The organism is Streptomyces sp. NPDC003456, from assembly GCF_042878735.1.
GTDB lineage: Bacteria > Actinomycetota > Actinomycetes > Streptomycetales > Streptomycetaceae > Streptomyces.
Genome location: NZ_JBIAOK010000003.1, coordinates 728,077 through 754,328 on the forward strand (window position 1 = coordinate 728,077; position 26,252 = coordinate 754,328).

Genomic DNA, 26,252 nt, shown 5'->3' on the forward strand with positions numbered 1-26,252 from the left:
CGCAAAGAGCCCCTCTACTAAGCCGGGCCGCATATCCGGCGGAGAGCCCTGCGCGTCACCACGGCTTCGCGCTACGGCCCCGCCTCGTACGTGACGCCGGTCATGTGGGGGGTCTCACGCCCGCCCCCTGCCCTGGGCGCTTCGAAGGTGACCGGTGTCTCGAAGGCCGCCCGGCGCGTGGCCCGGCGCAGGGCCTTGAGGACCGCCCGGCCGAGCGCCAGGGTCAGGACGACCGTGACGACGGCCCGGCCGAGGTCCCAGCCGAGGGAGGTGGCCAGGCAGTACGCGAAGAAGCGGGCCAGGTTGGTGGCGACCGGCGCGTCGGGGTCGAAGGCCACGTTCGAGGCGAGCGTCCCCATGAAGGGCCACCCGGCCATGTTCATGATCGTGCCGTAGGCGAACGCGGCGACGAAGCCGTACCCGGCGAGCAGCGCGAGTTCGGCCCGGCCGCGCAGCCGGTCCGGCCCGGGCAGCAGTCCCGCGCCCATCGCGAACCAGCCCATCGACAGCATCTGGAACGGCAGCCACGGCCCGACCCCGCCCGTGAGCAGCGCGGACGCGAACATCGTCACCGAGCCCAGGACGAACCCGAAGCCCGGGCCGAGGACCCGGCCGCTGAGCACCATCAGGAAGAACATCGGCTCGATACCGGCCGTGCCGGCGCCGATCGGCCGCAGGGCCGCCCCCGTCGCGGCGAGCACCCCGAGCATCGCGACCGCCTTCGGGCCTAGACCCGACTCCGCGATCGACGCGCCCACCACGGCCACGAGCAGCACCAGCAGCCCCGCGAACAGCCAGGGCGCGTCCTGCGCGTGCGCGCTGAGCCCCGAGGTGGGCGGGGCGAGGAAGGGCCAGCCGACGGCGGCGACCCCGACGGCACTGACCAGGAGCAGCGCGGCGAGGGAGCGGGGGCCGAGGCGGACGGCCCGGGCCGGGCGCCGGGGCGTCGGCCGGGCGGGCGCGGCGGCTTTCGTGCGGGCGGTCATCGGCCGGTCCCGGTGAGGGCCGCGCGGACCTGGGAGACGGTGAGCCAGTGCTGCGGGGCGAGGATCTTCGTCACCTGCGGGGCGTAGGACGGCGACGCGACCACCACGTCCGCCGTCGGGCCGTCGGCGATGACCTCGCCCTCCGCGAGCAGCACCACCCGGTGGGCGATCTCGGCGGCCAGTTCCACGTCATGGGTGGCCAGCACGATGGCGTGGCCCTCGGCGGCCAGGGTCCGCAGCACCGTGGCCAGCCGGGCCTTCGCGGCGTAGTCCAGGCCGCGGGTCGGCTCGTCCAGCAGCAGCAGCGGGGGCCGGGCGGTCAGCACGACGGCCAGGGCCAGCGCGAGCCGCTGCCCCTCGGACAGGTCCCGGGGGTGGGTGCCGTCGGCGATGCCCGGGAGCAGGTCGCCGACCAGGGCGCGGCAGGTGCCGGGCTCCGCGCCCGCGTCCCCGTCGGCCGCCGCGCACTCGGCGGCGACGGTGTCGGCGTACAGCAGGTCGCGCGGCTCCTGCGGGACCAGCCCCACCTTGCGGACGAGGTCCCTCGGGGCTGTCCGGTGGGGTGTCGCGCCGTCGACGAGGACCGTGCCCGAGGTGGGGGCGACCAGGCCGACCAGGGCGTTCAGGAGGGTGGACTTCCCGGCGCCGTTGCGGCCCATGAGGGCGATCGTCTCGCCCGGGTCGACGGTGAGGCCGACGTGGCGCAGGGCCGGGACGCGGCCCCGGGTGACGGCCAGCGCCCGGACCTCGGCGGCATGGGCGGCGTCCTTGACCGCCGGGGCCGGGCGGTCGCGACGGAACCAGGAGCGGCGGCCGGAAGCGGTGGGCTCGGTGGTGCGGGCGACGGCTGGGCGGGGCCGGTCCGCCGGATCCCTGCCCGCCGGGGGCGCGTCGCCGAGCCGGTCGCGGAGCGGGGCCGCCCGGCGGCGGGCGTCGCGGACCGTCAGGGGCAGCGGGGACCAGCCCGCGAGGCGGCCCAGGGCCACCACCGGCGGGTACACCGGCGACACGGCCATCACCTCGGCCGGGGTGCCCAGCACGGGCGCGGCGCCCGGGCCCGGCAGCAGCACGACCCGGTCGGCGTACTGGACGACGCGTTCCAGGCGGTGCTCGGCCATCAGGACCGTCGTGCCCAGGTCGTGCACCAGCCGCTGGAGGACGGCCAGGACCTCCTCGGCCGCGGCCGGGTCCAGCGCGGAGGTCGGCTCGTCCAGGACGAGGACGTCCGGGTGCGGGGTGAGCACCGAGCCGATCGCGACCCGCTGCTGCTGGCCGCCGGAGAGCGTGGCGATCGAGCGGTCGCGCAGGCCGGCCAGCCCCAGCACGTCCAGGGTCTCCTCGACGCGGCGGCGCATCACGTCCGGGGCGAGCCCCAGCGACTCCATGCCGTAGGCGAGTTCCTCCTCGACGGTGTCCGTGACGAAGTGGGACAGCGGGTCCTGGCCGACCGTGCCCACCACGTCGGCCAGTTCGCGGGGCTTGTGGGTGCGGGTGTCGCGCCCGGCGACCGTGACCCGGCCGCGCAGCGTGCCGCCGGTGAAGTGCGGGACCAGTCCGCTGACGGCGCCCAGGACGGTCGACTTGCCGACGCCGGACGGACCCGCCAGCAGGACCAGCTCGCCCTCGGGGACCTCGAAGTCGACGCCGCGGACGGTGGGTTCGGCGGCCCCGTCGTAGGTCACGGAGACGTCCTCGAAGCGGATCACGCGGGCTCCTTCGGGTCGGGGGCGACGAACGCGGGCAGCAGGCCGAGCAGGATCGCCGCGGCGGGCCAGAGGGGCATGGTCGGCGCCACGAGGGGGACCACGCCGGGCCGCAGCACCGCCGGATCGCGGACGGAGGCGAGGGTGAGCAGAGCCGCGACGGCCACGCCGGAGGCCACGACCAGCCAGGCGCGCACGTCCCAGCGGTCCGGGCGGTAACGGGTGCGCAGGGAGCGGCGGCCGCCGAGCCGCAGCCCAGCCAGGGCGGCGGCGCAGCCGAGGAGCAGGACGGGCACGCCGTAGGAGCCGCCCTCGGCGGTGAGCAGCCCGTACGTCCCGGCGCACACGCCGAGCAGCCCGCTCAGGGTCAGCGCGGCGGTGGTCCGCCGTATCCCCTCGGGGACCCGCGCGGTACGGCCGTAGCCGCGGGCGTCCATCGCGGCGGCCAGGGCGACGGAACGCTCCAGGGCGCCCTCCAGCACCGGCAGGCCCACCTGCAGCAGACCCCGGACGCCCTTGTCCGGACGGCCGCGCAGCCGCCGGGCGGCGCGCAGCCGCTGCACGTCCGCGATCAGGCTCGGCGCGAAGGTGAGCGCGACGACGACCGCCACGCCCATCTCGTACAGCGCGCCCGGCACGGACTTGAGGAGACGGGCGGGGTTCGCGAGGGCGTTCGCGGCGCCGACGCAGATCAGCAGGGTGGCCAGCCTCAGCCCGTCGTACAGCGCGAAGACCAGGGCCTCCGCCGTCACCCTGCCGCCCAGGCGGATGCCCTGCGCCCAGTCGGGCAGGCCGGCCTCCGGCAGCGTGAACAGGGTGTGCGTGCCCGGAATGGGGGAGCCGAGGAGCGTCGCGAAGAGCAGGCGGACCAGCAGCACGAGCAGGGCGAGTCGGACGAAGGCGCCGTAGGAGCGGGACCAGGGCGTGTCGGGGCGGCGGGCCGCGACGACGTAGGCGGAGACGGCGACGAGCAGGGCGAGCAGCAGGGGGTTGGTGGTGCGGGTGGCCGCGGTGCCCAGGGCGAGGGCCCACAGCCACCAGGCACCGGGGTGCAGGGTGGCCGGGCGCCCCTGCGGCGGGGTCGTGCTAGCCACGCCGGCGTACCTGCCAGACGGCTGCTCCCCCCAGGATCGCCACCACCGCGATGCCGGCGGCCAGCCCCAGGGACGGGCCGCCGCCGGACGTTCCGCCCTCCGTCCCGGTCTCCCGGCCGTCCTTGCCTTCAGCGCTGTCCGCCGACGGGTCCGGGCGCTGTGCGACCTGCTCGCCGCAGCCCTTCTCCGGGTAGCCGGCGATCGCGCACAGCAGGGCGTCGCTGCCGTAGCGCAGCGGCCCGGCCACCGCGGCCAGGGCCTCGGCGGTGGTCGCGTCGGGGGAGACCCGGGCGCAGGCCGTGCGGGCGGGCGGCGGACGCTCGCCGTCGGGGGCGTCGGCGGCGGTGCCGAAGTCGAGGACGAGGGCGACGCGCTTGGTGCCCTCCTCGGCCGGCGTCCGCGCGCAGATGGTGTCGAAACGCACCGCGCCGCGCGGCCGGGTCGCGTCCGCCGAGTCCTCGCTCACCGCGAAGCGGAAGCCCTGCACGTCGCCGTCCGAGGGGCGGCTCGTGGACGGCCCCTGGGTCGCGTACACCCAGCGGTCGCCGTCGCGCTCCCAGAACGACCAGTAGCGGTAGCCGGCGGCGTGCGCCTGGCCGGCGCCCGCGAGCAGCGGGAGCACGGCCAGGAGCAGCAGCAGGGCGCGGCGGATCACGGCTGCTGCTTCTTCCGGCGGCCGCTGCTGAACAGGAAGCCGATGCCGATGCCCGCGACCAGGCAGACGCCGACGTACCACCAGACGCCGAACACCGAGTCCGATTCCTCGGCGTCCTTGGCGTCCTTGGCGTTCTCGCCGTCCTGGCCGCCCGCCTTCGCGGCGGCGGCCTGCGGGGCCGGGCCGGTGGCGTTCAGCTGCTTCACCAGGTCGGCGCCGCCGAAGTCGCGCGGGTCCGTGCCCGTGGCGTGGGCGGCGAAGATCAGCTGGGCGTAGGCGGCGGGGCCGTTCTGCGCGGCCCAGGCGGCGGCGTTCTTCTTCAGCCACCGCACGGACTTCTCCGCCTGGCCGGTGTCGCCGTGCGCGGCGAGCGCGACGACGGCGTCGGCGGTGTTGCCGAAGTCGGGCTGGGGTTCGGCGCCGGGCAGGGCGGACATCAGGTGGTCGCCGTCCGCGGCCAGCGCGGCCGTGAGGTAGCCGGCCCCGTTGGCCGCCGCCTGCCCGGGCGTGCCCGGCTTCGCGCAGTCCGTGCCGGACGCCTTCTCGCCGGCCTCCGTCACCATGCCCTTGCCGAGCGCGCCGAGCACCCCGGCGGCGGTGGCGTCGGCGTTGGCGAACAGCTTGCCCTTCTTGTCCGGCTGGAACGCGAAGGCGCCGTCGTCGTCCCCACCGCACGGCAGGGCGAGCTTCAGCAGCGCGTCGTAGGGCGACTTCCCGCCCTTCTCCACGCCGCCCGGCTGCTCCCCGGCGGCGGCCAGGGCGCCGATGACGACCGACGTGGAGTTGGTGTCGCTGGCGCCGCCGGGGGCGTAGCCCCAGCCGCCGTCCTCGTTCTGGACGGACTTCAGCCAGCGGACGGCCTTGCCGGTGACGTCGTCGTGCCCGCCGAGCGCGGCGAGGGCCTGCACGGCGGCGGAGGTGGCGTTGGTGTCGACCATGGTCGAGCCGTCGCACGCGGCGGCCGGGTCGGCGCGGTAGGCGGCGAAGGCGCCGTCGGCGCACTGCTGGCGCACCAGCCACTGCACCGACTTCGCCGCGGGCTTCACCCCCACGGTGTCCTGCGCGAGCAGCGCGAGCGACTGGCGCCACACACCGTCGTACTTCGGGTCCTTGTCGCCGTGGAGGGCGGAGGGGAGCGCCGGGGACGGCGAGGGGGACGGGTCGGCGGCGGCCGGGGTGGCGGCGCCGATCACGGCGACGGCGGCGAGGACCGCGGCGCTGCGGCGGACGTTCATGATCGGCGGGTGCCTCTCCCTGTGGGGGAGCCGGGCAGCACGGGACACCCCGGCGGCTCGGCTCCGTATACCTCGACGGTGCCGTGCACCGGCGGACTGCCGGGCACGCGAGCCGGTCACGAACCGTACGCGGCGATCCGGCTCACCGCCTGAGGGGCGGTTCACGGTTGCGGGTCAGCGCCGGAATTGCACCGGCTTCCCCCCGTACGGTGTGATGACGACCCGCTTACTGTACCCGCCCGTCAAAAAGGCGCCCCGACGGGTGAGGGACCCGTGGGCGCGGGTCAGGAGCGATCCGGGGCCGTCAGGTCGATCAGGCGGCACGCCGTCTCGATGTCGATGCGGACCTGGGCGATGGAGGCGCGCCCCGACAGCCAGGTGATCAGCGCCGAGTGCCAGGTGTGCTCGATGACCCGGACCGCGGAGAGCTGCTCGGGCGTCGGGTCCTCCTGGCCCATCGCGTCCAGGATGATCGCCGTCGTCTGCCGGGAGACCTGGTCGACCTCGGGGCTCACGCTGCGGTCGGCGAAGGTGAGCGCCCGGACCATCGCGTCGGCCAGCTGCGGCTCGCGCTGCAGCGCCCGGAAGGCGCGCATCAGCGTCTCGGCGACCCGCTCGGCCGCCGTCGCGCCCTGCGGCGGCCTCCTGCGCAGCGTGCCGTGCATGCGCTCCAACTGGTCCTGCATCGTGGCGACCAGCAGATGGATCTTGGAGGGGAAGTACCGGTAGAGCGTGCCCAGCGCGACCTGGGAGGACTCCGCGACCTCGCGCATCTGCACGGCGTCGAAGCCGCCCCGGACGGCCAGTTGGGCGCTCGCGTGCAGGATGCGGCGGCGACGGGCCTCCTGCCGCTCCGTCAGGGGCGGGGCGGCGAGGGTCGCGGCTGCGGGGTCCGCCTTGGCCACCTTGTTCACCTGGGCGCTCACCTCGGCTCCTGCGGGATGTGCCGGTCCCGTTCCGTGACCGTCCGTGAGGGCGGGTGATCACACAGCATGGCACGGTGCCGGCCGTGGCGTGAATCACCTGATCGACTGCTCACAGCGCCCCTACCTGCCGGTAGATTCGGAGCCTCCGAACGATCAAGTCTGAAACTTGTTCTAGATTAGCGTCCCGGCGTAATCTCGCGGGACAGTGCAGGGAGAAGGGGGCCCAGGGTGACCGCTGAGGCCAGTCAGGCCGGGGCCCCGCAGGAATCGGCCGCCGACGGCTTGCGACCGCTCCGCATCGCGCTCCTCACCTACAAAGGGAACCCGTTCTGCGGCGGCCAGGGCGTCTACGTCCGCCACCTCTCGCGGGAACTGGCCCGCCTCGGCCACCGGGTCGAGGTCATCGGCTCCCAGCCCTATCCCGTCCTGGACGAGGGCCACGACGGGCTGAGCCTCACCGAGCTGCCCAGCCTCGACCTGTACCGCCAGCCCGACCCCTTCCGCACCCCGGGCCGCGGCGAGTACCGCGACTGGATCGACGCGCTCGAGGTCGGGACCATGTGGACCGGCGGCTTCCCCGAGCCCCTGACGTTCTCGCTGCGCGCCCGCCGCCATCTGCGCGCCCGCCGCGGCGAGTTCGACGTCGTCCACGACAACCAGACCCTCGGCTACGGCCTGCTGGGCGACGTCGGCGCCCCCCTGGTGACCACCATCCACCACCCCATCACCGTCGACCGGCAGCTGGAGCTGGACGCGGCCGACGGCTGGCAGCGGCGCCTGTCGGTGCGGCGCTGGTACGCCTTCACGCGCATGCAGAAGCGCGTGGCGCGGCGCCTGCCGTCCGTGCTGACCGTCTCCGGCACCTCCCGCCAGGAGATCGTCGACCACCTCGGCGTCCGCCAGGACCGGATCCACGTCGTGCACATCGGCGCGGACACGGACCTGTTCTCACCCGACCCCTCCGTGCCGGTCGTCCCCGGCCGGATCGTCACCACCTCCAGCGCGGACGTGCCGCTGAAGGGCCTGGTGCACCTCGTCGAGGCGCTGGCCAAGGTGCGCACCGAGCACCCGCAGGCGCACCTGGTCGTCGTCGGCAAGCGCCCGGCCGAGGGCCCCGTCGCCCAGGCCATGGAGCGCTACGGCCTCGACGGCGCCGTCGAGTTCGTCAAGGGCATCTCCGACGCGGAACTGGTCGACCTCGTGCGCTCGGCGCAGGTCGCCTGCGTCCCGTCGCTGTACGAGGGCTTCTCCCTGCCGGCCGCCGAGGCCATGGCGACCGGCACCCCGCTGCTCGCCACGACCGGCGGGGCCATCCCCGAGGTGGCCGGCCCCGACGGCGAGACGTGCCTGGCGGTGCCGCCGGGCGACGCGGGCGCGCTGGCGGCGGGCCTCGGCCGCCTGCTGGGCGACGCGGACCTGCGGGCCCGCCTCGGCGCGGCCGGACGCGCGCGCGTGCTGCGCCACTTCACCTGGGCCAGGGCCGCGCAGGGCACGGTGGCCCGCTACCGCGAGGCCATCGACCGCACCGGCGGCGCCGGCGCCCGCACGCACCGGCCCACTTCTTCCGTCCCGGCCGGCGCGGAAACCCGGGCCGGCGCGGGCTTCACGGCCGGTGCGGGCACCCCGGCCGGCGCGGGCTCCCCCTCGGGTGCCGGTTCCCCCTCCGGTGCCGGGACCACCGCTGCCGCGGGAGCCGTGTCCGCGGCGGCGACAGATGTAGCAGGCGTCAACTCCGAAAGCAGGGCCACGTGCTGACCGTCGACTTCTCCCGGTTCCCGCTCGCGCCGGGCGACCGCGTCCTGGACCTCGGCTGCGGGGCCGGCCGGCACGCGTTCGAGTGCTACCGGCGCGGCGCGCAGGTCGTGGCGCTCGACCAGAACGCCGAGGAGATCCGCGAGGTCGCCAAGTGGTTCGCGGCGATGAAGGAGGCCGGTGAGGCCCCCGAGGGCGCCACCGCCACGGCCATGGAGGGCGACGCCCTCGCCCTGCCCTTCCCCGACGAGTCCTTCGACGTCGTCATCATCTCCGAGGTCATGGAGCACATCCCGGACGACAAGGGCGTCCTCGCCGAGATGGTGCGCGTGCTCAAGCCCGGCGGCCGCATCGCCGTCACCGTCCCGCGCTACGGCCCCGAGAAGGTCTGCTGGGCCCTGTCCGACGCCTACCACGAGGTCGAGGGCGGCCACATCCGCATCTACCGCGCGGACGAGCTGCTGGAGAAGATCCGCGAGGCCGGCCTGAAGCCCTACGGCACCCACCACGCCCACGCCCTGCACTCGCCCTACTGGTGGCTGAAGTGCGCGTTCGGCGTCGACAACGACAAGGCGCTGCCGGTACGGGCGTACCACAAGCTGCTGGTCTGGGACATCATGAAGAAGCCGCTGGCCACCCGGGTCGCCGAGCAGGCACTGAACCCGCTGATCGGCAAGAGCTTCGTGGCCTACGCCACCAAGCCGCACCTGCCGCGCACGGCCGGGACCGGGACGGACGCCACGTGACCACTCCCCGGACGGAACACCTGGTCCTGCCCGGGGTCCTCACCGCGGGGGAGGCCGCCGCGACCGTCGCCGGCGTCCTCGCCGTGCAGCGCGAGGACGGCGCGATCCCGTGGTTCCGCGGCCACCACCTGGACCCCTGGGACCACGTCGAGGCCGCCATGGCCCTGGACACGGCCGGCGAGCACGAGGCCGCCGAACGCGCCTACCTGTGGCTCGCCCGGCACCAGAACGACGACGGCTCCTGGTACGCGGCCTACGCCGACGGCGACTTCGCCGACGTCACCGACCGCGGCCGGGAGACCAACTTCGTCGCCTACATAGCCGTCGGCGTCTGGCACCACTACCTGTCCACCGGGGACGACACGTTCCTGGAGCGGATGTGGCCGTCGGTGTACGCGGCGGTGGAGTTCGTGCTGCGCCTGCAGCAGCCGGGCGGGCAGATCGGCTGGCGGCGCGACGACGACGGCACGCCCACGGCCGACGCCCTGCTGACGGGCTGCTCCTCGATCCACCACGCCCTGCGCTGCGCCCTGGCCATCGCCGAGCAGCGCGAGGAGGCCCAACCGGACTGGGAGTTGGCCGTCGGCCGGCTGCGGCACGCCCTGCGGCACCACCCCGAGCGGTTCCTGGACAAGGACCGCTACTCGATGGACTGGTACTACCCGGTGCTGGGCGGCGCGCTGACCGGCCCGGAGGCCAAGGCCCGCATCGAGGAGGGCTGGGAGCGGTTCGTCGTCCCGGGTCTCGGTGTGCGCTGCGTCGTGCCCAACCCGTGGGTGACCGGCGGCGAGTCCGCCGAACTGGCGCTCGCGCTGTGGGCGATGGGGGAGTCCGACCGGGCCCTGGAGATCCTGCAGTCCATCCAGCACCTGCGCGACGAGGACAGCGGCCTGTACTGGACCGGGTACGTCTTCGACGACGGCGCCGTCTGGCCGCGCGAACTCACCACCTGGACGGCGGGATCACTGCTGCTCGCCGTGGCCGCGCTGGGCGGGCACGAGGCGACGTGCCAGGTGTTCGGCGGTACGGAGCTGCCGGCCGGACTCGAATCGGACTGCTGCTCCTGAGAGCCCTACCACCCCGCCGGCCCTGAGGGCGCGGGTCGTGCGCGACGGGTCGCGCAGGTCCCCGCGCCCCCGGGGCGTCAGTGCCGCTGCACCCGGTTGGCGATCGCGTGGCCCACGAACAGGTAGACCACCGCCGCCAGTCCGTAACCCGCCACGACCCGGGCCCAGGCCTCGTCGAACGTGAAGAGGTCGTGGGACCAGCCCGCCAGGACACGGGCGCAGTCGTGGATGAACTGGACGAAACTGTTGCCCTGGTTGGCGTCCAGGAGATACATCAGGATCCACAGGCCCAGGATGAGGGCCATGATGTCGGCGACGACCGCGATGGCCGTGCCGGCGCTCGAACCGTTGCGATATCGAGGGGACATGACTCCCGTCTTGCCGCCGAACCATGGATGAAACCCGGGCATTCGCTCAGCAGTTCAGGTGCGGTCGGGCAACGGCGACGGCCCCCCGCCCGAAGGGCGAGGGGCCGTGTGCGGTCCGTGCGGCTCAGCCGCGCTGGATGCCCGAGGTGTCCTGCAGGACCCCCCGGCGGCCGTCCTGCGTCTGCGCGACGAGGGCCTGGCCGCGCTGCTCGACCGCCAGGTACCAGGTACCGGGGGCGAGTTCGGCGATCGGCGTCGGGGAGCCGTCCTCGGCGAACAGCGGGCGCGGCACCGGCACGGCGAACCAGAACGGCGAGAAGTCCCCGGCCGGGGGCTGCGGCTGGGCCTGCGCCTGCTGGGGCTGGCCGCCGAACGGCTGCCCGGGCTGCGGCTGACCCGGCTGCGGGTGGCCGTAGCCCCCCGGCTGCTGCGCGCCCGGGTAGCCGTAACCACCGGGCGGCTGCGCGCCGTAGGGCTGCGGGGCGGCCGGACGCGCGGCCGGCACGAGCGGGCCCTTGAGGGCGGGAACCAGCGGCGTGGCGACGGCGGCGGCGGCCAGCAGCAGCGTCGCGACGAGCGCGAGGATCATGCCGATGCCCGGACTCGGGGCGTTGGCGCTGCTGAACCCCTCGATGTTGTCGTAGCCGCCCGGCACGTCGAAGACGTTGCCGAGCGCGCACCACGCGGCGAACACCGTGAAGGCGGTGCCGAACTGGCCGAGGTCCAGCCCCGCGACCTTCGGCGCCTGCGGCAGACCCCGGGCGACGACGACGAGCGCGGCACCGATGATCCCGGCCAGCACGACGCCGAACACGACCGGGCCGCTGCCCCACAGGCTCGGAAGGTCGACGCTGTCGGGGACATTGTCGAAGGAGAACAGGTCGAGGAACGACGCGATCAACAGCAACACCGCTGCTCCGATCACCACGCCGTCGCCCCGAGTGAGGGAGCGGATATTCACTTCAGGTCCTTCGTAGGTCGTCTCGTCGTCAAATAGAGGCGTCGCTCTCACCGGACCGCCGTCAGGCCCCGGTGTGCAGCGCAAGGGTGACCCCTCATCGTAAGAGGGACCCTATCGCCCGCCCGGTCGGCGCGTCCGCCGGGATCTTCCGGTCCGCGCCTACCCGCGCAGGAAACCCACGATTCCTTCGGAGATCCCCCGCGCGGCCTTCTGCCGCCAGGCGCCACTGGTGAGCAGCGCCGCGTCCTTGCTATCGCGCATGTTGCCGCACTCGATGAACACCTTGGGAACCGTTGACAGATTGAGACCGCCGAGGTCCTTGCGCGTGACGAGACCCCCGCCGTCACCGACGTAGTTGGAGGGGGCGGTGCCGGTGACGGCCACGAAGCGGCCCGCGACGCGCTCGCCGAGATCGCGGGAAGGGCCCACGATCGCCCGGGTGTCCGCCGCTCCCGCGCGGACCGAGCCGGGCAGGATCACGTGGAAGCCGCGGTTCCCGGCGCCCGAGCCGTCCGCGTGGATCGAGACCACCGCGTCGGCCTTCGCCTCGTTGCCGATCCGGGCCCGCTCGTCCACGCACGGCCCGAACGGCCGGTCCCCGTCCTGCGTCAACGTCACCGTGGCGCCCTGCTCCTGGAGCAGCGTGCGCAGCCGGTGCGCCACGTCGAGGGTGAACTCGGCCTCGGTGTAACCGGCGTTGGTGGACGTGCCGGTGGTGTCGCACTCCTTGCGGTGGGTGCCGATGTCCACCTGGCGGTTGATCTCGGCGGCGTGCCGGAAGTTGCCCGGGTTGTGCCCCGGGTCGATGACGACGACCTTGCCCTTGAGCGGCCCGGAGGCGGCGGGGGCGGACGCCGCGGCGGACTTCGTGGGCGACGGCGAGGCGCCCGGCTCCTTCGAAGCGCCCGGCTCCTTGGCGTCGTCGGAGGGCGCCCGCGACACCGCGGGGGAGGAGGAGCGCACGTCCGCGCGGCCCGGGTCGTCACCGCCGCCGGAGCCGCCGACCGTCTCGTACACCAGCCAGCCGAGCAGCGCCCCCGGCACCAGCGCGGCGAGCGCCACGGTCAGCGGGCCGCGGCGGGGGCGGCGGGGCGGGGACGGTTCGAATTCCGGGCCTGCGTACGACACGCTGCCACCCTAGCGGCCGCGCGCGGGCCGGGCGGGCGGAGCGGGGCCCGGCGGGTGGCCGCTACCCGGAGTCGCCGCCGTCCTCCCCGTGCCGTACCGCCTCCTTCACCCGTGCCTCGATCTCCGTGCGCGGGGTGTCCTCCTGCTTGGCGTACGCGGTGACCGCCGCCTGCACGTCCCGGGCGAGGTCGCGCCAGGCGCGCCAGGCCGTCTCCCAGGTGGTGGTCTGCTGTTCGCTCCACTTGGTCTGGGTGGGCGGGCCGTACGCGTCCTGCAGATGACGCACGCGCGCGTACGCCTCGTCCGCCGCGCGCTGCTTCTCCACGAGCTCTTCGAAGGTGTGGGCCACGCGCCCGAATCTCGGGCCAGCGGCGGCCCGGCGCCGACGCGCCACGCCGCCCGTGGGCCGACCGGGCGGGGGCCTGCCGGGGGCGGTTCACCCGCCCAGCCGTGCCCTCACCCGCCGGGACCGCTCCCGCCCGCCCGGGCCTGCTGCGGCGCGGGACCCGCGGCCCGGGTGCGTGGGCAGGGCCCTCGGCGCGCACCGCGGGACGGGCTGCCGGTGGGTCAGACGCCGGGGCCGGTGCGCCGCAGGACCCGCAGCGAATCCGTCGCCGAGACCTCGGTGAACGCGCCGGAGGCCAGCGCCCGCAGGTACACCCGGTAGGGCGCCTGGCCGGTGAACTCGTCCTCCGGCTCGGGGAACACGTCGTGGATGAGGAGCAGTCCGCCCTCGGCGACGTGCGGGGCCCAGCCCTCGTAGTCGGCGGTGGCGTGCTCGTCGGTGTGCCCGCCGTCGATGAAGACGAACCCGAGCGGCGTCCGCCAGAACGCGGCGATCTGCGGGGACCGGCCCACCAGTGCCACCACGTGCTCCTCCAGGCCCGCCCGGTGCAGCGTCCGGCGGAACGTGGGCAGCGTGTCCATCAGGCCGATCTCGGGGTCGACCGTCTCCGGGTCGTGGTACTCCCAGCCCGGCTGCTGCTCCTCGCTGCCGCGGTGGTGGTCCACGGTGAGCGCGGCGACCCCGGCCTGCCGGGCCGCGTCGGCGAGCAGGACCGTGGAGCGCCCGCAGTACGTGCCGACCTCCAGCAGCGGCAGCCCCAGCCGCCCGGCCTCCACGGCGGCCGCGTACAGGGCCAGACCCTCGCGAGCGGGCATGAACCCCTTCGCCGCCTCGAACGCGGCCAGGATCTCGGGCTTCGGGGCCGCGGGCATGGGGTTCCTCTCGGTCGTACGACGGTCCGGGCGCCCATCGTGCCGTACCCCCCGCCGCGTGCACGACAGGGGGTACGGGTCGGGTGCCGGTCAGGCGGAGACGGTCTCGCCCGGCAGGGACAGGTCGAGGTCGACGGGCCGGTCGTCGCCCGCGTGGATCGCGGACGAGGCGTGCGGGCCGTGGCCGGCGGCCCGGGCGGCGACGACGTAGGAACCGCGGGCCGGGACGCTCAGCGCGTAGCCGCCGTCCTCGGCGGACAGGGTCGCGCCGGCCTGCCGGCCGCCGCGGTCGATCAGCGTCACCTCGGCGCGCGCCACGGGGGAGCCGTCGGGGCCCAGCACCCGGCCCCGGAAGCCGCGCAGCACCTGCTCGGCGCGCTCCAGGCCGGCGTCCTCCTCGCTGCCGGCCCGCAGCTGCGGCTTGCCCGAGGGGCGGGTGCCCGGCAGGAACAGCGCCAGGACCAGGCCCACGGCCACCGCGGCGGTGGCGATCAGGAAGGACACCCGGAAGCCGTGCAGGGTGGGGACCTCCACGCCGCCGACCGTGTCCGCGGTGTTCGCCAGCACCATGCCGATCACCGCGCTGGAGACCGACGTGCCGATGGAGCGCATCAGCGTGTTCAGCCCGTTCGCCGCGCCCGTCTCCGACGCCGGGACCGCGCCGACGATCAGGGCGGGCAGCGAGGAGTACGCCAGGCCGATGCCCGCGCCCAGCAGCACCGAGACGACCAGGCTCTGCCAGGCGGCGCTCATCAGGCCCAGACCCGCGCCGTAGCCGACGGCGATGATCAGCAGGCCGAGGATCAGGGTGACCTTGGGGCCGTACGCCGCGGACAGCCGGGCGTACACCGGCGCCGTGAACATCATCGTCAGGCCCAGCGGCGCGACCAGCAGACCCGCGACGACCATCGACTGGCCCAGGCCGTAGCCGGTGGACGTCGGCAGCTGCAGCAGCTGCGGCAGGACCAGGGAGACGACGTAGAAGGAGACGCCGACCATGATCGAGGCGAGGTTGGTGAAGAGCACGGCCGGCCGGGCGGTGGTGCGCAGGTCCACCAGCGGCGCCTTCAGGCGCAGCTCCATCACGCCCCACAGCACGAGCACCACCGCCGACGCGGCGAACAGGCCGAGTGTGGTGCCGGAGGTCCAGCCCCAGTCGCTGCCCTTGGTGATCGGCAGCAGGAACAGCACCAGTCCGGCCGACAGGCCGAGCGCGCCCGGCAGGTCGAAGGAGCCCGCGGCGCGCATCGGCGACTCGGGGACGACGAGGAGGGTGAGGGCGATGGAGAGGACGCCCAGGCCGGCGGCGCCGTAGAACAGGGCGTGCCAGTCGCTGTGCTGGGCCACCAGGGCGGCGGCGGGCAGGGCGAGGCCGCCGCCGACGCCGATGGAGGAGCTCATCAGGGCCATCGCCGAGCCGAGCTTCTCGCGCGGCAGCATGTCCCGCATCAGGCCGATGCCGAGCGGGATGGCGCCCATCGCGAAGCCCTGGAGGGTGCGGCCGGCGATCATCGCCGGCAGATCGCTGGTGAGGGCGCTGACCAGGGCGCCGACGACCATGACCGCGAGGCTGAGGATCAGCATGCGGCGCTTGCCGTAGAGGTCCCCGAGGCGCCCCATGATCGGGGTCGCCACCGCACCCGACAGCAGGGTCGAGGTCAGGACCCAGGTGGCGTCGGAGGGAGCGGTGTCCAGCAGCTGCGGCAGGTCCTTGATCACCGGGACGAGCAGCGTCTGCATCACCGCGACAACGATGCCCGCGAAGGCGAGCACCGGCACCAGGGCCCCGCTCGCTCTGCCGGCGGGACCGTCTGTCGTCGTCTGCGTCATCGAGGAGGGCCTCCAGGCCGGGAACTGCACGGGAACGAGGGGTCGGGCCGTTACGTGGAGTACGAACCTCGTTCGTCCGGGCAACTATTCCGTTGCTTCGGCACTCTAACGAATTCTTGACCCTCCCTTGGGACTCGGCGGGAGAGCCCGCCCGCGGACGGCGGGTCCTAGGACCCGGGACCGAGGCCCCGGCCCGGCGAAATCCCGATGCAAGGGTCGCAAGCGGGTTGAGAGCATGACACCCATGCTCGAATCCGCCCGCCCCGCCACCGACCGCTCACCCCGGCCGTCCCGCCCGCGCCCGCGCCGCACGCCGCCGACCTGGCTCGTCGTGGCGCTCACCTGCGCCGGGCAGTTCCTCGTCGTGCTGGACGTGTCCGTGGTCAACGTGGCGCTGCCGTCGATGCGGACCGGCCTCGGCCTGAGCGAGCAGGGCCTGCAGTGGGTCGTCAACGCCTACGCCATCGCCTTCGCCGGCTTCATGCTGCTCGGCGGCCGGGCCGGTGACCTGTACGGCCGCAAGCGCATGTTCCTCGTCGGGCTCGGCCTGTTCACCCTCGCCTCGCTGGCCGGGGGGTTCGCGCAGCAGGAGTGGCAGCTGCTGCTCGCGCGGGCCGTGCAGGGCCTGGGCGCCGCCGTACTGGCTCCCTCGACCCTGACCATCCTCACCGCCTCCGTGCCGGAGGGGGCCGCACGGGCCCGGGCGATAGGCACCTGGACGGCGGTCGGCGCCGGCGGCGGGGCGGCGGGCGGCCTCGTCGGCGGACTGCTCGTGGAGACACTGTCCTGGCGCTGGGTGCTGCTGATCAACGTGCCCGTGGGAGCGGTGGTGCTGGGCGCCGCCGCCTGGTTCCTCACCGAGGGCCGGGCCGGGGACGGACGGCGCCTGGACCTGCCCGGCGCCCTCCTCGTCACCGCCGGGCTCGGCACCCTCGCCTACGGCATCTCCCAGACGGAGGCGGCGGGCTGGACCGCCGCGGCCACCCTGCTCCCGCTGCTCGCCGGACTCGTCCTGCTCGCCGCGTTCCTCGCCGTCGAGGCGCGCACCGCGAGCCCGCTGATGCCGCCGGGCCTGCTGCGCCTGCGCTCGGTGTCCTCCGCCAACGCCGCCATGTTCCTGTGCGGTTCCGCGATGTTCTGCATGTGGTTCTTCATGACCCTCTACGCCCAGAACGTCCTCGGCTACAGCCCGCTGGAGGCCGGACTCGCCCTGGTCCCCAGCTCCCTCGCCGTCATCCTCGGCTCCAAGCTCGCGCCCCGGCTGATGCGCACGGCCGGACCGCGCACGGTGGCGGTGCTGGGCACGCTGGTCGCCGTGGCGGGCTTCGCCTGGCAGTCCACCCTGACCGCCGGCAGCCCCTACCTGACCGGGATCCTCGTCCCCGGCGTCCTGATGATGCTCGGCGCGGGCCTGGCGGCCACTCCGCTGGCCTCCCTGGCCACGTCCGGGGCGGCGCCCGAGGAGGCCGGGCTGGTCTCCGGGCTCGTCAACACCTCCCGCACGATGGGCGGTTCGCTGGGCCTCGCCGTCCTGTCGACCCTGGCGGCGGCCCGCTCGGGCGGCAGCGCGAGTCCGCAGGCGCTGACCGAGGGCTATGCCCTGGCGTTCCGGGTCGGGGCGGCGGTGCTGGCGGCCGGGGTGGTGCTGATGTGGGTGTGGCTGCCCCGGCCGGAGCGGCAGCCGCGGGCTGTGTGAGGGCCGGAGGGCCGGTTCCCGCCTGTGGCGGTCGACTTCTCCGGATCGACGGCGGTGGCGTGCTCCGCGAAGGGCCCGTGCGGGCCCTCCAGGAGCGCGCCACCGGTGTGTGCGCCCCGGTCCGGACCGGGGCGCCGAGGGGGTGCCCGTGCGTGCCCTGAGCGCCCCGTGAGGACGTCCCTGACGCCGAATCAGAAACGCGCTGACCTGGTCAATTTCCCTCACGCCGCCTAGCGTGGGCGGCCGGGGAAAGGGGGACCGGATGGACCGGACCATACGCACCGCCGACGACGTACTCACCCTTCTGGACGGCCTGTTCGCACCCGGGGCCGACCGCTGGTCGGGGCGGGGCGCGGACTGGTGGGACGGCTTCTACGCCGACCGCTCGAAGCCGGTGCCGTTCTTCGTTGCCAAGCCCGACGAGAACCTCGTGCACTGGATCGAGCGGTACGGCACCGGCCGGGGCCGCGCGCTCGACCTGGGCTGCGGCCCGGGGCGCAACGCCCTCCACCTCGCACAGCGGGGATTCGAGGTCGACGCGGTCGACCTGTCGCCCCGGGCCGTCGCCTGGGCCCGGGAGCGGGCCCGCGAGGCCGGCGCGGACGGCGTGCGGTTCCACCGCGGCGACGCCTTCGCCCTCGCCGGTACGGCACTGACCGGCCCGTACGACCTGATCTACGACTCGGGCTGCTTCCACCACCTGGCCCCGCACCGCCGGGTCAGCTACCTGGCCCTGCTGGAGCGGCTGCTGGCACCGGGCGGCCTGTTCGGGCTCACCTGCTTCGCCGCCGGGGAGGGCGGGATGGGCTCGGAGGTGTCCGACGCCGACTTCTACCGCGAGGGCGGCGGGCTGCTCGGCGGCCTCGCGTACACGCCCGCCTCCCTGCGGCTGATCTTCTCCGGCCTGACGGAACTGGAACTGCGCCGCATGCGGGACGAGCCGGAGGAGTCCGGGCAGTTCGGGGAGCCCTTCCTGTGGACGGCCCTGTTCCGGCGCGACCGGGACTGACGGGGGCGTCCGGCGGGTGCGCCGGTCAGGCGCCGGGGCGGGGCGTGTCCAGCAGCGACGTCAGGGTGGTGAGGAACGACGCCGCCGAGTACTCGGCGTGCTCGCGGATCCGCGCCGCCACCGCCGCCGCCCCGCCGCCCTCGACCAGCCGGACGATGCGCTCGGCGTCGCCCCCGTGCCCCTGCCGGGTCGACAGGTAGAAGTCCGTCGCGTCGTACGCCATGTGGAAGACGTGCTTCTTCACGTCGCTCAGCGTCAGGTAGTCGTCGTGCGTCTTGTGCGTCGGCTCGGGCGCGCCGACGCACACCGCCGGGGTGCCGGCGCCCCAGGCGTTGACGGCCAGGTGGTAGGTGTCGGTGATGACGAGGCGGTAGCGGGGGAGGACGCCGAGCAGGTCGCCGACGGTGTGCTCGCCCGGACGCCGCGGGATGTGCGCGACCACGGCCGGGACGTCCCGGTCGAACCACGGCAGCCACTCCAGCGGGGCGCCCAGCCGGTCGGACAGCTCCCGGCAGGTGGCGGGCAGCCAGTCGGGGACGGGCGTGCGGGCGCCGAGGAACACACCGATCGCGCCGCCGTCCGGGACCGACCGGGACCAGTCCGTGACGGGCAGGTGGGCGAGGTCGCCCGGGCGGTTCAGCAGGGCCGCGTCCGAACCGAAGTGGTCGGTGGCGCGGTCGCCGCGCAGGTGCGCGATCTTCGCCGCCGAGAGCGGGTCGCGCACCCAGATCCGGTGACCGCGCCGCACCAGGCGGGTGAACAGCGGGCCGTACTCCTTGTCCTCGTAGTCGGACTGGGTGTTGTGCAGGATCGTTCCGCCGTAGCTGAGGGTCCGGGCCAGCAGCGCGTCCGGCTGGTCGGCGAGCAGCAGGGTCCGGTTGAGCAGGGCGCGGGCCGCGTCCCGGTCCGCGGCGATCCCGAAGTCCGTCAGGCGGTTCGTCGCGTCCTGCGCCAGGTAGTGGCGGGTGTGCAGGAAGTCGCCCCAGAAGACAACCGCGTCGTGGTCGCCGAGGGTGTGGAGGTGCTCGGCCAGCGGGAGGAATGCGAACGGCATCCGCGTGCCGCGCGCGCACTCGCGCAGCGGCACGGTGTCCGGCGTGTGCAGCGTGTACCAGGTGGCGTCGAACGCGCCGCCCGCCCGTCGCCGCAGGGACTCGAACGCCAAGTCCACCGTCAGCATGCCCGTGTTGCGGTACCCGATGTTCGGCGCGGTGATGACGGCGACGCGTGCCATGTGCTCCGTTTCCCCTGGTCGGCGCGGACTGCCCAGTCCCCGGCGCGAGCCGCGGACCCCCCGGCCAACGTACACGCCGGCACCGCCCCGCGGCCCTCCCGCCCCGGGGCCGGCGCCACGGCCGGCCCGACTCGTCCGCCGCATCTGACGTGCCGTCACATTATTCCGCAGCGGAGGCAGTTCCAGCTGTACAGAGGGCCATGAGCGGTACGTCGCACACGCGTGAGCCCCCGCGGCGCCGGGAGCGGACACGGCGACGGCCCTTCCCGGCGTAGGTCGCACGCCGGGAAGGGCCGTTGCACCGAGTGGTGGCCCACGGTCCGTCAGGCCGCCGTCCCGGCCTGCTCGCTCTCCGCCACCGGCTTGCGGTGACGGCCGCGCGGAGCCGTCTGACTGTCCTGCGTGGACACCTCACCACGGTGCCGGCCGTGACCGGCGGAGGTCTCCTGGACGTCGGCAGTACGCTGGGTCGTGCTGGCGTCGTTCATCGGATGGAATTCACCCCGTCAACATCATCTTCTCTACAGCCGGGCGAGTTTAACCGGCCTCCCGCACCCCGATTCCAGGCGGCCACGCCGACCGGCACTAGTTCGTTACAAGGCGCCCCAACGGCGCCTGCGCGAGCGGGACGGGGCGCGCGGCGGGAGGCGCCGGAGCCCGCCCGGGCGGGGGCGGCGAGGGCGCCTGCCCGGGGTCCGGGAGCGGACCGGAGCGCTCCGCACCCGGCGCGCCGGGCTCCGGATCCGGCACCGCGCCACCCTCCGCTTGCGCCGGCCCCGCTGCCTCGGCCGGGGGCGGCGGGCTCACCTGCGCCACCCCGCACGGCACGGCCTCCGACGCGTACGGCAGCCGCAGCACACCGTCCGCCGTCCACAGCCCCGTACCCGCCAACCACCCCTGCGGCGCCGGGAGATGATGCAGCCGCCGCTCCGCGGGACGCCACACCCCGACCCAGCTGCCCGCCGGCCCGTCCACCCGCAGCGCCACCGCACAGCTCTCCGGCGTCAGCACCTGCCCCGGCTGGATCGCGAACGGCGTCACCGCACAGTCCCGCAGGCGCAGGCACTCGGGGAACCGCACCGGCAGCGTGCTGCCCAGCACGCCCCAGCCCAGCCGGTCCTGCCCGGGCGAGGGCGCGTCCGAGCGGACGAGCAGCAGACCGCTGTCGTGGTCGGCGAGCAGCACCCGGTCGTCGCTGTCGGCGGCGATCTGCAGCAGCGGCGACACCTCCCCGCCGCACTCCAGGTCCACCACCACCGCCTTGGTGCGCCCCCCGGTCTCCCGGTCCAGCGCCAGCATCCGTCCCGCACCGTCCAGCCACACCCCGCCCGAGCAGCGGCCCGGCAGCTCCGCCAGCCGCTCCGGCCCGAAGGCACCGCCGGCCACCAGCCACACCGACGTGCACCGCTCCCCGACGGCCAGCGCGTACGCCCGCTCCCCGCCCGGGGCGGGCGGCAGCAGCCGCAACCGGGCCGCGCCGTCGCGGCACTCGACCGCGCCCAGGGGCAGCTCACCCGTGCCGGGCCCGGTCGGATACAGCAGGGAGAAGGCGTGCCGCCCGGCCACCAGCCGGTGGATCAGTACCCGCCCGTCGCCCATCGGCTGCACCTCGGTGCCCGGCTCCTCCGGCTGATTGCGGGGCAGCGGCACCGCGTAGGGCTCGGGACCGTCCAGGGTCCAGCGCTCCGGGAACCAGGAGCCGCCGGCCGACGCGAGACGGGCGGCGTAGGCACCGTCCGCGGTGAGGACGCAGCCCGGCGGCGCGGCACCCTCACCGTCCCCGTCCGCGTGCCCCGCCGAAGGCTCGATCGCACAGACCGTCATCGTTCGGTCACCTCCGGTGAGGAACGTAGTTTTCGTACGCGCGGGCGGGGAATCCTCGGGCCGCGACTTCACACATAAGGGTGTTCAAGGAACGATTCGCCTGAGGTGGGTGGCATGACTGTGCTGCGCGCCGCCCCTGCGGACCGGCCCGGCCGGTTGCGGTGCAACGCCACAGATCAGGCGGGTAGCCTTGCTCCCGTGCCCCGTCTGTCTGAAGTCATCGCCGCGCTGGAGACCCTGTGGCCCGCCGAGCGGGCCGAGTCCTGGGACGCGGTCGGCACCGTCGCGGGCGACCCCGACCAGGAGGTCACGCGGGTCCTGTTCGCCGTCGACCCGGTCCAGGAGACCGTCGACGAGGCGGTGAAGCTGGGCGCCGACCTGCTCGTCACCCACCACCCGCTCTACCTGCGCGGCACGACGACCGTGGCGGCCACCCACTTCAAGGGCCGGGTCGTGCACACCCTCATCAAGAACGACATCGCGCTGCACGTCGCCCACACCAACGCCGACACCGCCGACCCGGGCGTCTCCGACGCCCTCGCGGGCGCCCTCGGCCTGCGCGTCACCGGGCCGCTCGTACCGGACCCGACGGACCCCGGGGGCCGCCGCGGCCTGGGCCGCGTCTGCGCCCTGGACCACCCGCTGACCGTCCGGGAGTTCGCCGCCCTCGCCGCCCAGCGGCTGCCCGCCACCGCGCAGGGCATCCGCGTCGCCGGCGACCCCGAGGCCCCGGTGCGGACCGTCGCCGTCAGCGGCGGCTCCGGCGACAGCCTCTTCGACCACGTCCGCGCGGCCGGGGTCGACGCCTTCCTCACCGCGGACCTGCGCCACCACCCCGCGTCCGAGTTCCTCGCGGATCGCGCGCACAGCCCCCTCGCGCTGCTCGACGCGGCGCACTGGGCCACCGAGTGGCCCTGGTGCGAGCTGGCCGCGAGCCAGCTCGACGAGATCTCCGACCGGCACGGATGGGACCTGCGCGTCCACGTCTCGAAGACGGTCACCGACCCCTGGACCGCCCACGCGGCCTCGACCACCTCTGAATCCCCTGGAGCCCCGAACTGAACGCCGCGCCCGCCGACCAGATCCGACTCCTCGACGTCCAGGACCTCGACGTCCGCCTGCAGCAGCTCGCGCACAAGCGGAAGTCGCTGCCCGAGCACGCCGAGATCGAGACGCTGACCAAGGACCACACCCAGCTGCGCGACCTGCTCGTCGCCGCGCAGACCGAGGAGAGCGACACCGCCCGCGAGCAGACCAAGGCCGAGCAGGACGTGGACCAGGTGCGCCAGCGCGCCGCCCGCGACCAGCAGCGCCTGGACTCCGGTGCCGTCACCTCGCCCAAGGACCTGGAGAACCTCCAGCGCGAGATCGCCTCCCTCGCCAAGCGGCAGGGCGATCTGGAGGACGTGGTGCTGGAGGTCATGGAGCGCCGCGAGTCCGCGCAGGAGCGGGTGGCCGAGCTGACCGAGCGCGTGGCCGCCGTCCAGGCGAAGGTCGACGACGCGACCGCGCGCCGCGACGCCGCGGTCGAGCAGATCGACGCCGAGGTCGCCCAGGTCACCAAGGAGCGCGAGGTGGTCGCCGGTTCCGTCCCGGCGGACCTGCTCAAGCTCTACGACAAGCTCCGCGAGCAGCAGGGCGGCATCGGCGCGGCGAAGCTGTACGCGCGCTCCTGCCAGGGCTGCCGGCAGGAACTGGCCATCACCGAGCTGAACGAGATCCGCCGGGCGGCGCCCGACACGGTGGTCCGCTGCGAGAACTGCCGCCGCATCCTGGTGCGCACGTCCGAGTCCGGTATCTAGGTCGCGGGAGCGGTGCCGGTGCGGGAGTTCATCGTCGAGGCCGACGGCGGGTCGCGGGGCAACCCGGGACCGGCGGGCTACGGGGCCGTCGTCAGCGACGCGGCGACGGGGGAGACGCTGCGGGAGACCGCCGAGTACATCGGCGTCGCCACGAACAACGTCGCCGAGTACCGCGGACTCCTCGCCGGGCTGCGCGCCGCCCGCGCACTGGACCCGGCCGCGACGGTCCACGTCCGGATGGACTCCAAGCTCGTCGTCGAGCAGATGTCGGGCCGCTGGAAGATCAAGCACCCCGACATGAAGCCGCTGGCGGCGGAGGCCGCCCGCGTCTTCCCGCCCGGCAGCGTCACCTACGAGTGGATCCCGAGGGACCGCAACAAGCACGCCGACCGCCTGGCCAACGAGGCGATGGACGCGGGCGCGCAGGGGCGGCAGTGGTCCGAGTCGGCGTCGACCGCCGAACTGCACGCGCCACCCCGAGCCTCGGCGGCGGAGCCGCCCGGCGACGCGGCAGCGGGCGCGGCCCGGGTGCGCGACGCGCTGGCCGCGGGACGCGCGGCCGCGCGCGGTGTTCCCACCGCCGCCGGGGACGGTGCCGGTGGCCAGGTCGGTGACGCCGAGACCGATTCCTTCGCCCCGGCCGGTGACGGTGAGGGTGACGGTGACGGTGAGGACAGTGCGGACGCGCGGGTCGGCGGTGCGCAGGGCGGTGCCGCTGCCCGGGACGGCGGTGCGCAGGACGGTGCCGCTGCCCGGGATGGCGATGTGAAGGCCGGTGCCGCTGCCCGGGACGGCGGTGCGCAGGGCGGCGCCGTTGCCCCGGCCCGTGATGTAAAGGGCGGTGCCGATGCCCGGGCCGCGCAGGCCGTGGCGAGCCCCGGGTGGGCTCCCGCCGACATGGGGACCCCGGCCACGTTCGTCATGCTCCGGCACGGCGAGACCCCGCTGACCCCGCAGAAGCGGTTCTCGGGCAGCGGCGGGACCGACCCCTCCCTGTCCGACGTGGGGCGCGAGCAGGCCGAGCGGGCCGCCGCGATGCTGGCCCGGCGCGGGACGATCCAGGCCGTCGTCGCCTCACCCCTGGCCCGGACGCGCGAGACCGCCGGGATCGTCGCCGCCCGGCTCGGCCTCGACGTGCAGATCGAGGACGGCCTGCGCGAGACCGACTTCGGCGCCTGGGAGGGGCTCACCTTCGCCGAGGTGCGCGAGCGCCACCCCGACGACCTCAACGCCTGGCTGGCCTCCCCGGACGCCGAACCCACCGGCGGCGGCGAGAGCTTCGCCGCGACGGCCACCCGGCTCGCCGCGACCCGCGACAAGCTGCTCGCGGCCCACGCGGGCCGCACGGTCCTGCTCGTCACGCACGTGACCCCGATCAAGACGCTGGTGCGCCTCGCGCTCGGCGCCCCGCCGGAGTCCCTCTTCCGCATGGAACTGTCCGCCGCGTCCCTCTCGGTCGTGGCCTACTACGCCGACGGCAACGCCAGCGTCCGCCTCCTCAACGACACGTCGTACCTGCGCTGAGCCCCGCCGCCGCCCGGGCCAGCGCCTCGACGCGCCCCCAGTCGCGCCCGGCGAGCGCGTCCGCCGGCAGCATCCAACTGCCGCCGACACAGCCGACGTTGGGCAGGGCCAGATAGTCCGGGGCGCAGTCCGGGCCGATCCCGCCCGTCGGGCAGAACCGCGCCTGCGGCAACGGCCCCGCCAGCGACCGCAGATACGCCGTGCCGCCCGCCGCCTCGGCCGGGAAGAACTTCATCTCCCGCACCCCGCGCTCCAGCAGGGCCACCACCTCCGACGTGGTCGACACCCCCGGCAGGAACGGCACCCCGGACGCCCGCATCGCCTCCAGCAGCAGGTCCGTCCAGCCGGGGCTCACCAGGAACCGCGCGCCCGCGGCCACCGCGTCGGCGGCCTGGCCCGGGCTGATCACCGTCCCCGCGCCGACCACCGCGTCCGGCACCTCCCGGGCGATCGCCCGGATCGCGTCCAGGGCCACGGGCGTGCGCAGGGTCACCTCGATCGCGGGCAGCCCGCCCGCGACCAGCGCCCGGGCCAGCGGTACGGCGTCGCCGGCGTCCTCGACGACCACGACGGGAAGGACGGGCGCGAGGTCCAGCACGGAGGCAGGCGGAGGGGAGGAGGAGACCATGCGCCTCATCCTGCCGTCGTGATGCACAGCACGCAAAGGGCGTTGCAGTGCATGCAACGGCTCCCCCGGTGTCGCTAGTGCACCTCGTCGACCAGCACGTCCAGCGACCAGGGCTGCCCGGACTTCGCGGGCGCCCCGGCCTCCACGACGTACCCGAGATCCCGCAGCGCCTCGACCAGTGCGGCGGGCGACTCGGGTGCCGCCCCCGAGGTCAGCAGACTCCGTACGATCCGCCCCTTCGTGGCCTTGTTGAAGTGGCTGACGACCTTCCGGGTCGGCGCGTGCAGCACCCGCACCGACGCCGTCCGCCCCGCGACCTCGCCCTTCGGCTTCCACGCGGCGGCGTACGCGGCGGAACGCAGGTCCAGCACCAGCCCCTGCCCGGCCACCTCCGGCAGCACCGACGCCATCGGCGTACGCCAGTGCGCGCCCAGCGCGCCCAGACCCGGCAGCTTCACGCCCATCGAGCAGCGGTAGGACGGGATCCGGTCCGTCACCCGCACCGCGCCCCACAGCCCCGAGAACACCAGCAGCGAGCGCGCGGCGCGGCGCTTGGCCGCCGTGTCGAGAGTGGCCAGGCCGAGGGCGTCGTACAGCACGCCGGTGTAGATCTCCCCGGCCGGGCGGGTCCCCGCGGTGCGCAGCGCGGCGTTCTTGGCGACCTCGCCCCGCAGGCCCTCGCTCAGCCCCAGCACCTCGCGGGCCTTCTCCTCGTCGCCGGAGCACAGCTCGACCAGCTCGGTGAGCACGGCCTCACGGGCACCGGCCAGCCCGGGCAGGGACAGCGACTCCGGCTTGAGCGGGGCACCGCGGCCGGAAGCGGCCTTCCCCTCGGACGGCGGCAGCAGGACGAGCACGGGTACTCC

General features: G+C 74.8%; 25 protein-coding genes and 1 riboswitch. Of the genes, 8 read left to right on the forward strand and 17 right to left on the reverse strand.

What is annotated here, in order from left to right:
* Window positions 1–71: 71 nt before the first annotated feature.
* The 6 genes from ACFYWG_RS14240 to ACFYWG_RS14265 all read right to left on the reverse strand — a co-directional run bounded on the left by ACFYWG_RS14240 (window position 72) and on the right by ACFYWG_RS14265 (window position 6,599).
* On the reverse strand, window positions 72–986 hold the full coding sequence (locus ACFYWG_RS14240) for an ECF transporter S component (RefSeq protein WP_389201413.1): 915 nt from the start codon (window positions 984–986) through the stop codon (window positions 72–74).
* A complete protein-coding gene (locus ACFYWG_RS14245; protein WP_389201415.1) occupies window positions 983–2,692 on the reverse strand; it encodes an ABC transporter ATP-binding protein in 1,710 nt (569 codons plus the stop codon). The genes ACFYWG_RS14240 and ACFYWG_RS14245 overlap by 4 nt, the downstream gene beginning before the upstream one ends.
* A complete protein-coding gene (locus tag ACFYWG_RS14250; RefSeq protein WP_389201417.1) occupies window positions 2,689–3,783 on the reverse strand; it encodes a CbiQ family ECF transporter T component in 1,095 nt (364 codons plus the stop codon). Before ACFYWG_RS14250 ends, ACFYWG_RS14245 begins: the two co-directional genes overlap by 4 nt.
* Entirely contained in the window at window positions 3,776–4,438 is a 663-nt protein-coding gene (locus tag ACFYWG_RS14255) for an SCO2322 family protein (RefSeq protein ID WP_389201419.1), read from the reverse strand. The genes ACFYWG_RS14250 and ACFYWG_RS14255 overlap by 8 nt, the downstream gene beginning before the upstream one ends.
* Entirely contained in the window at window positions 4,435–5,673 is a 1,239-nt protein-coding gene (locus tag ACFYWG_RS14260) for a prenyltransferase/squalene oxidase repeat-containing protein (protein WP_389201421.1), read from the reverse strand. The genes ACFYWG_RS14255 and ACFYWG_RS14260 overlap by 4 nt, the downstream gene beginning before the upstream one ends.
* Before the next feature lie 110 nt (window positions 5,674–5,783).
* Window positions 5,784–5,918, reverse strand: a riboswitch (cobalamin riboswitch).
* 39 nt (window positions 5,919–5,957) lie between these two features.
* A complete protein-coding gene (locus tag ACFYWG_RS14265; protein WP_376323370.1) occupies window positions 5,958–6,599 on the reverse strand; it encodes a TetR family transcriptional regulator in 642 nt (213 codons plus the stop codon).
* A gap of 228 nt (window positions 6,600–6,827) precedes the next feature.
* Here ACFYWG_RS14265 and ACFYWG_RS14270 point away from each other — a divergent pair, with 228 nt between their 5' ends.
* The 3 genes from ACFYWG_RS14270 to ACFYWG_RS14280 are packed head-to-tail and all read left to right on the forward strand — an operon-like array spanning window position 6,828 to window position 10,164.
* Complete coding sequence (locus tag ACFYWG_RS14270) at window positions 6,828–8,354, forward strand: glycosyltransferase family 4 protein (protein WP_389201424.1); 1,527 nt, start codon at window positions 6,828–6,830, stop codon at window positions 8,352–8,354.
* The gene (locus ACFYWG_RS14275) at window positions 8,348–9,097 is read left to right on the forward strand and encodes a methyltransferase domain-containing protein (RefSeq protein ID WP_376323374.1); all 750 of its coding nucleotides are present in this window, start codon (window positions 8,348–8,350) and stop codon (window positions 9,095–9,097) included. Before ACFYWG_RS14270 ends, ACFYWG_RS14275 begins: the two co-directional genes overlap by 7 nt.
* Window positions 9,094–10,164 (forward strand): prenyltransferase, encoded by a 1,071-nt coding sequence (locus tag ACFYWG_RS14280; RefSeq protein ID WP_376323376.1) that lies wholly within the window; start codon window positions 9,094–9,096, stop codon window positions 10,162–10,164. The genes ACFYWG_RS14275 and ACFYWG_RS14280 overlap by 4 nt, the downstream gene beginning before the upstream one ends.
* Before the next feature lie 77 nt (window positions 10,165–10,241).
* On the opposite strand, the gene ACFYWG_RS14285 is transcribed toward ACFYWG_RS14280, so the two are convergent.
* From ACFYWG_RS14285 to ACFYWG_RS14310, 6 genes are all read right to left on the reverse strand, one after another.
* Window positions 10,242–10,532 carry a hypothetical protein gene (locus tag ACFYWG_RS14285; RefSeq protein WP_376323378.1) on the reverse strand — a complete coding sequence of 97 codons (291 nt, stop codon included), beginning with the start codon at window positions 10,530–10,532 and terminating at the stop codon, window positions 10,242–10,244.
* 124 nt (window positions 10,533–10,656) lie between these two features.
* Entirely contained in the window at window positions 10,657–11,493 is an 837-nt protein-coding gene (locus tag ACFYWG_RS14290; protein ID WP_376323380.1) for a hypothetical protein, read from the reverse strand.
* A gap of 159 nt (window positions 11,494–11,652) precedes the next feature.
* The gene (locus ACFYWG_RS14295) at window positions 11,653–12,621 is read right to left on the reverse strand and encodes an N-acetylmuramoyl-L-alanine amidase (protein WP_389201427.1); all 969 of its coding nucleotides are present in this window, start codon (window positions 12,619–12,621) and stop codon (window positions 11,653–11,655) included.
* 61 nt (window positions 12,622–12,682) lie between these two features.
* Window positions 12,683–12,970: a hypothetical protein gene (locus ACFYWG_RS14300; RefSeq protein ID WP_376323383.1), complete on the reverse strand. Its 288-nt coding sequence runs from the start codon at window positions 12,968–12,970 to the stop codon at window positions 12,683–12,685.
* Between the two features lie 218 nt (window positions 12,971–13,188).
* Complete coding sequence (locus ACFYWG_RS14305; RefSeq protein WP_389201430.1) at window positions 13,189–13,839, reverse strand: class I SAM-dependent methyltransferase; 651 nt, start codon at window positions 13,837–13,839, stop codon at window positions 13,189–13,191.
* 90 nt (window positions 13,840–13,929) lie between these two features.
* A complete protein-coding gene (locus ACFYWG_RS14310; RefSeq protein WP_383502200.1) occupies window positions 13,930–15,669 on the reverse strand; it encodes an MFS transporter in 1,740 nt (579 codons plus the stop codon).
* 235 nt (window positions 15,670–15,904) lie between these two features.
* Between ACFYWG_RS14310 and ACFYWG_RS14315 the strand changes: the two genes are divergently transcribed.
* Both ACFYWG_RS14315 and ACFYWG_RS14320 read left to right on the forward strand, forming a co-directional pair.
* Entirely contained in the window at window positions 15,905–17,365 is a 1,461-nt protein-coding gene (locus ACFYWG_RS14315; protein WP_383502203.1) for an MFS transporter, read from the forward strand.
* Window positions 17,366–17,627: 262 nt separating this feature from the next.
* Window positions 17,628–18,374, forward strand: coding sequence for a class I SAM-dependent methyltransferase (locus ACFYWG_RS14320; RefSeq protein ID WP_383502206.1), 747 nt, complete (start codon window positions 17,628–17,630; stop codon window positions 18,372–18,374).
* A gap of 25 nt (window positions 18,375–18,399) precedes the next feature.
* Here the strand turns inward: ACFYWG_RS14320 and ACFYWG_RS14325 are convergent, their stop codons facing one another.
* The 3 genes from ACFYWG_RS14325 to ACFYWG_RS14335 form a co-directional block, all read right to left on the reverse strand.
* Entirely contained in the window at window positions 18,400–19,608 is a 1,209-nt protein-coding gene (locus tag ACFYWG_RS14325) for a hypothetical protein (protein WP_389201433.1), read from the reverse strand.
* A gap of 323 nt (window positions 19,609–19,931) precedes the next feature.
* Window positions 19,932–20,096 carry a hypothetical protein gene (locus ACFYWG_RS14330; RefSeq protein ID WP_376323394.1) on the reverse strand — a complete coding sequence of 55 codons (165 nt, stop codon included), beginning with the start codon at window positions 20,094–20,096 and terminating at the stop codon, window positions 19,932–19,934.
* Between the two features lie 97 nt (window positions 20,097–20,193).
* On the reverse strand, window positions 20,194–21,432 hold the full coding sequence (locus ACFYWG_RS14335) for a hypothetical protein (RefSeq protein ID WP_389201435.1): 1,239 nt from the start codon (window positions 21,430–21,432) through the stop codon (window positions 20,194–20,196).
* A gap of 198 nt (window positions 21,433–21,630) precedes the next feature.
* On the opposite strand from ACFYWG_RS14335, the gene ACFYWG_RS14340 reads away from it, so the two are divergent.
* Genes ACFYWG_RS14340 through ACFYWG_RS14350 form a run of 3 tightly spaced genes read left to right on the forward strand, consistent with a single transcriptional unit; the run spans window position 21,631 to window position 24,758 of the window.
* The gene (locus ACFYWG_RS14340) at window positions 21,631–22,494 is read left to right on the forward strand and encodes a Nif3-like dinuclear metal center hexameric protein (protein WP_385413088.1); all 864 of its coding nucleotides are present in this window, start codon (window positions 21,631–21,633) and stop codon (window positions 22,492–22,494) included.
* Window positions 22,491–23,234 (forward strand): zinc ribbon domain-containing protein, encoded by a 744-nt coding sequence (locus tag ACFYWG_RS14345; RefSeq protein WP_376323909.1) that lies wholly within the window; start codon window positions 22,491–22,493, stop codon window positions 23,232–23,234. Before ACFYWG_RS14340 ends, ACFYWG_RS14345 begins: the two co-directional genes overlap by 4 nt.
* An 18-nt stretch (window positions 23,235–23,252) precedes the next feature.
* Complete coding sequence (locus ACFYWG_RS14350) at window positions 23,253–24,758, forward strand: bifunctional RNase H/acid phosphatase (RefSeq protein ID WP_389201438.1); 1,506 nt, start codon at window positions 23,253–23,255, stop codon at window positions 24,756–24,758.
* Here ACFYWG_RS14350 and eda read toward each other — a convergent pair.
* Together eda and yaaA are read right to left on the reverse strand one after the other, a co-directional pair.
* Window positions 24,733–25,386: a bifunctional 4-hydroxy-2-oxoglutarate aldolase/2-dehydro-3-deoxy-phosphogluconate aldolase gene (gene eda / locus ACFYWG_RS14355; protein ID WP_389201440.1), complete on the reverse strand. Its 654-nt coding sequence runs from the start codon at window positions 25,384–25,386 to the stop codon at window positions 24,733–24,735. The genes ACFYWG_RS14350 and eda overlap by 26 nt on opposite strands.
* 74 nt (window positions 25,387–25,460) lie before the next feature.
* Window positions 25,461–26,243: a peroxide stress protein YaaA gene (gene yaaA, locus ACFYWG_RS14360; protein WP_385413080.1), complete on the reverse strand. Its 783-nt coding sequence runs from the start codon at window positions 26,241–26,243 to the stop codon at window positions 25,461–25,463.
* Window positions 26,244–26,252 lie beyond the last annotated feature (9 nt).

Excerpts from the sequence above, each read along its gene's own strand:
- ACFYWG_RS14240 (WP_389201413.1), bottom strand. The coding sequence starts at position 986 with ATGACCGCCCGCACGAAAGCCGCCGCGCCCGCCCGGCCGACGCCCCGG.
- ACFYWG_RS14260 (WP_389201421.1), bottom strand. The coding sequence starts at position 5,673 with ATGAACGTCCGCCGCAGCGCCGCGGTCCTCGCCGCCGTCGCCGTGATC.
- ACFYWG_RS14285 (WP_376323378.1), bottom strand. The coding sequence starts at position 10,532 with ATGTCCCCTCGATATCGCAACGGTTCGAGCGCCGGCACGGCCATCGCG.
- ACFYWG_RS14305 (WP_389201430.1), bottom strand. The coding sequence starts at position 13,839 with ATGCCCGCGGCCCCGAAGCCCGAGATCCTGGCCGCGTTCGAGGCGGCG.
- ACFYWG_RS14310 (WP_383502200.1), bottom strand. The coding sequence starts at position 15,669 with ATGACGCAGACGACGACAGACGGTCCCGCCGGCAGAGCGAGCGGGGCC.
- ACFYWG_RS14315 (WP_383502203.1), top strand. The coding sequence starts at position 15,905 with ATGACACCCATGCTCGAATCCGCCCGCCCCGCCACCGACCGCTCACCC.
- ACFYWG_RS14320 (WP_383502206.1), top strand. The coding sequence starts at position 17,628 with ATGGACCGGACCATACGCACCGCCGACGACGTACTCACCCTTCTGGAC.
- ACFYWG_RS14325 (WP_389201433.1), bottom strand. The coding sequence starts at position 19,608 with ATGGCACGCGTCGCCGTCATCACCGCGCCGAACATCGGGTACCGCAAC.
- ACFYWG_RS14330 (WP_376323394.1), bottom strand. The coding sequence starts at position 20,096 with ATGAACGACGCCAGCACGACCCAGCGTACTGCCGACGTCCAGGAGACC.
- ACFYWG_RS14335 (WP_389201435.1), bottom strand. The coding sequence starts at position 21,432 with ATGACGGTCTGTGCGATCGAGCCTTCGGCGGGGCACGCGGACGGGGAC.
- eda (WP_389201440.1), bottom strand. The coding sequence starts at position 25,386 with ATGGTCTCCTCCTCCCCTCCGCCTGCCTCCGTGCTGGACCTCGCGCCC.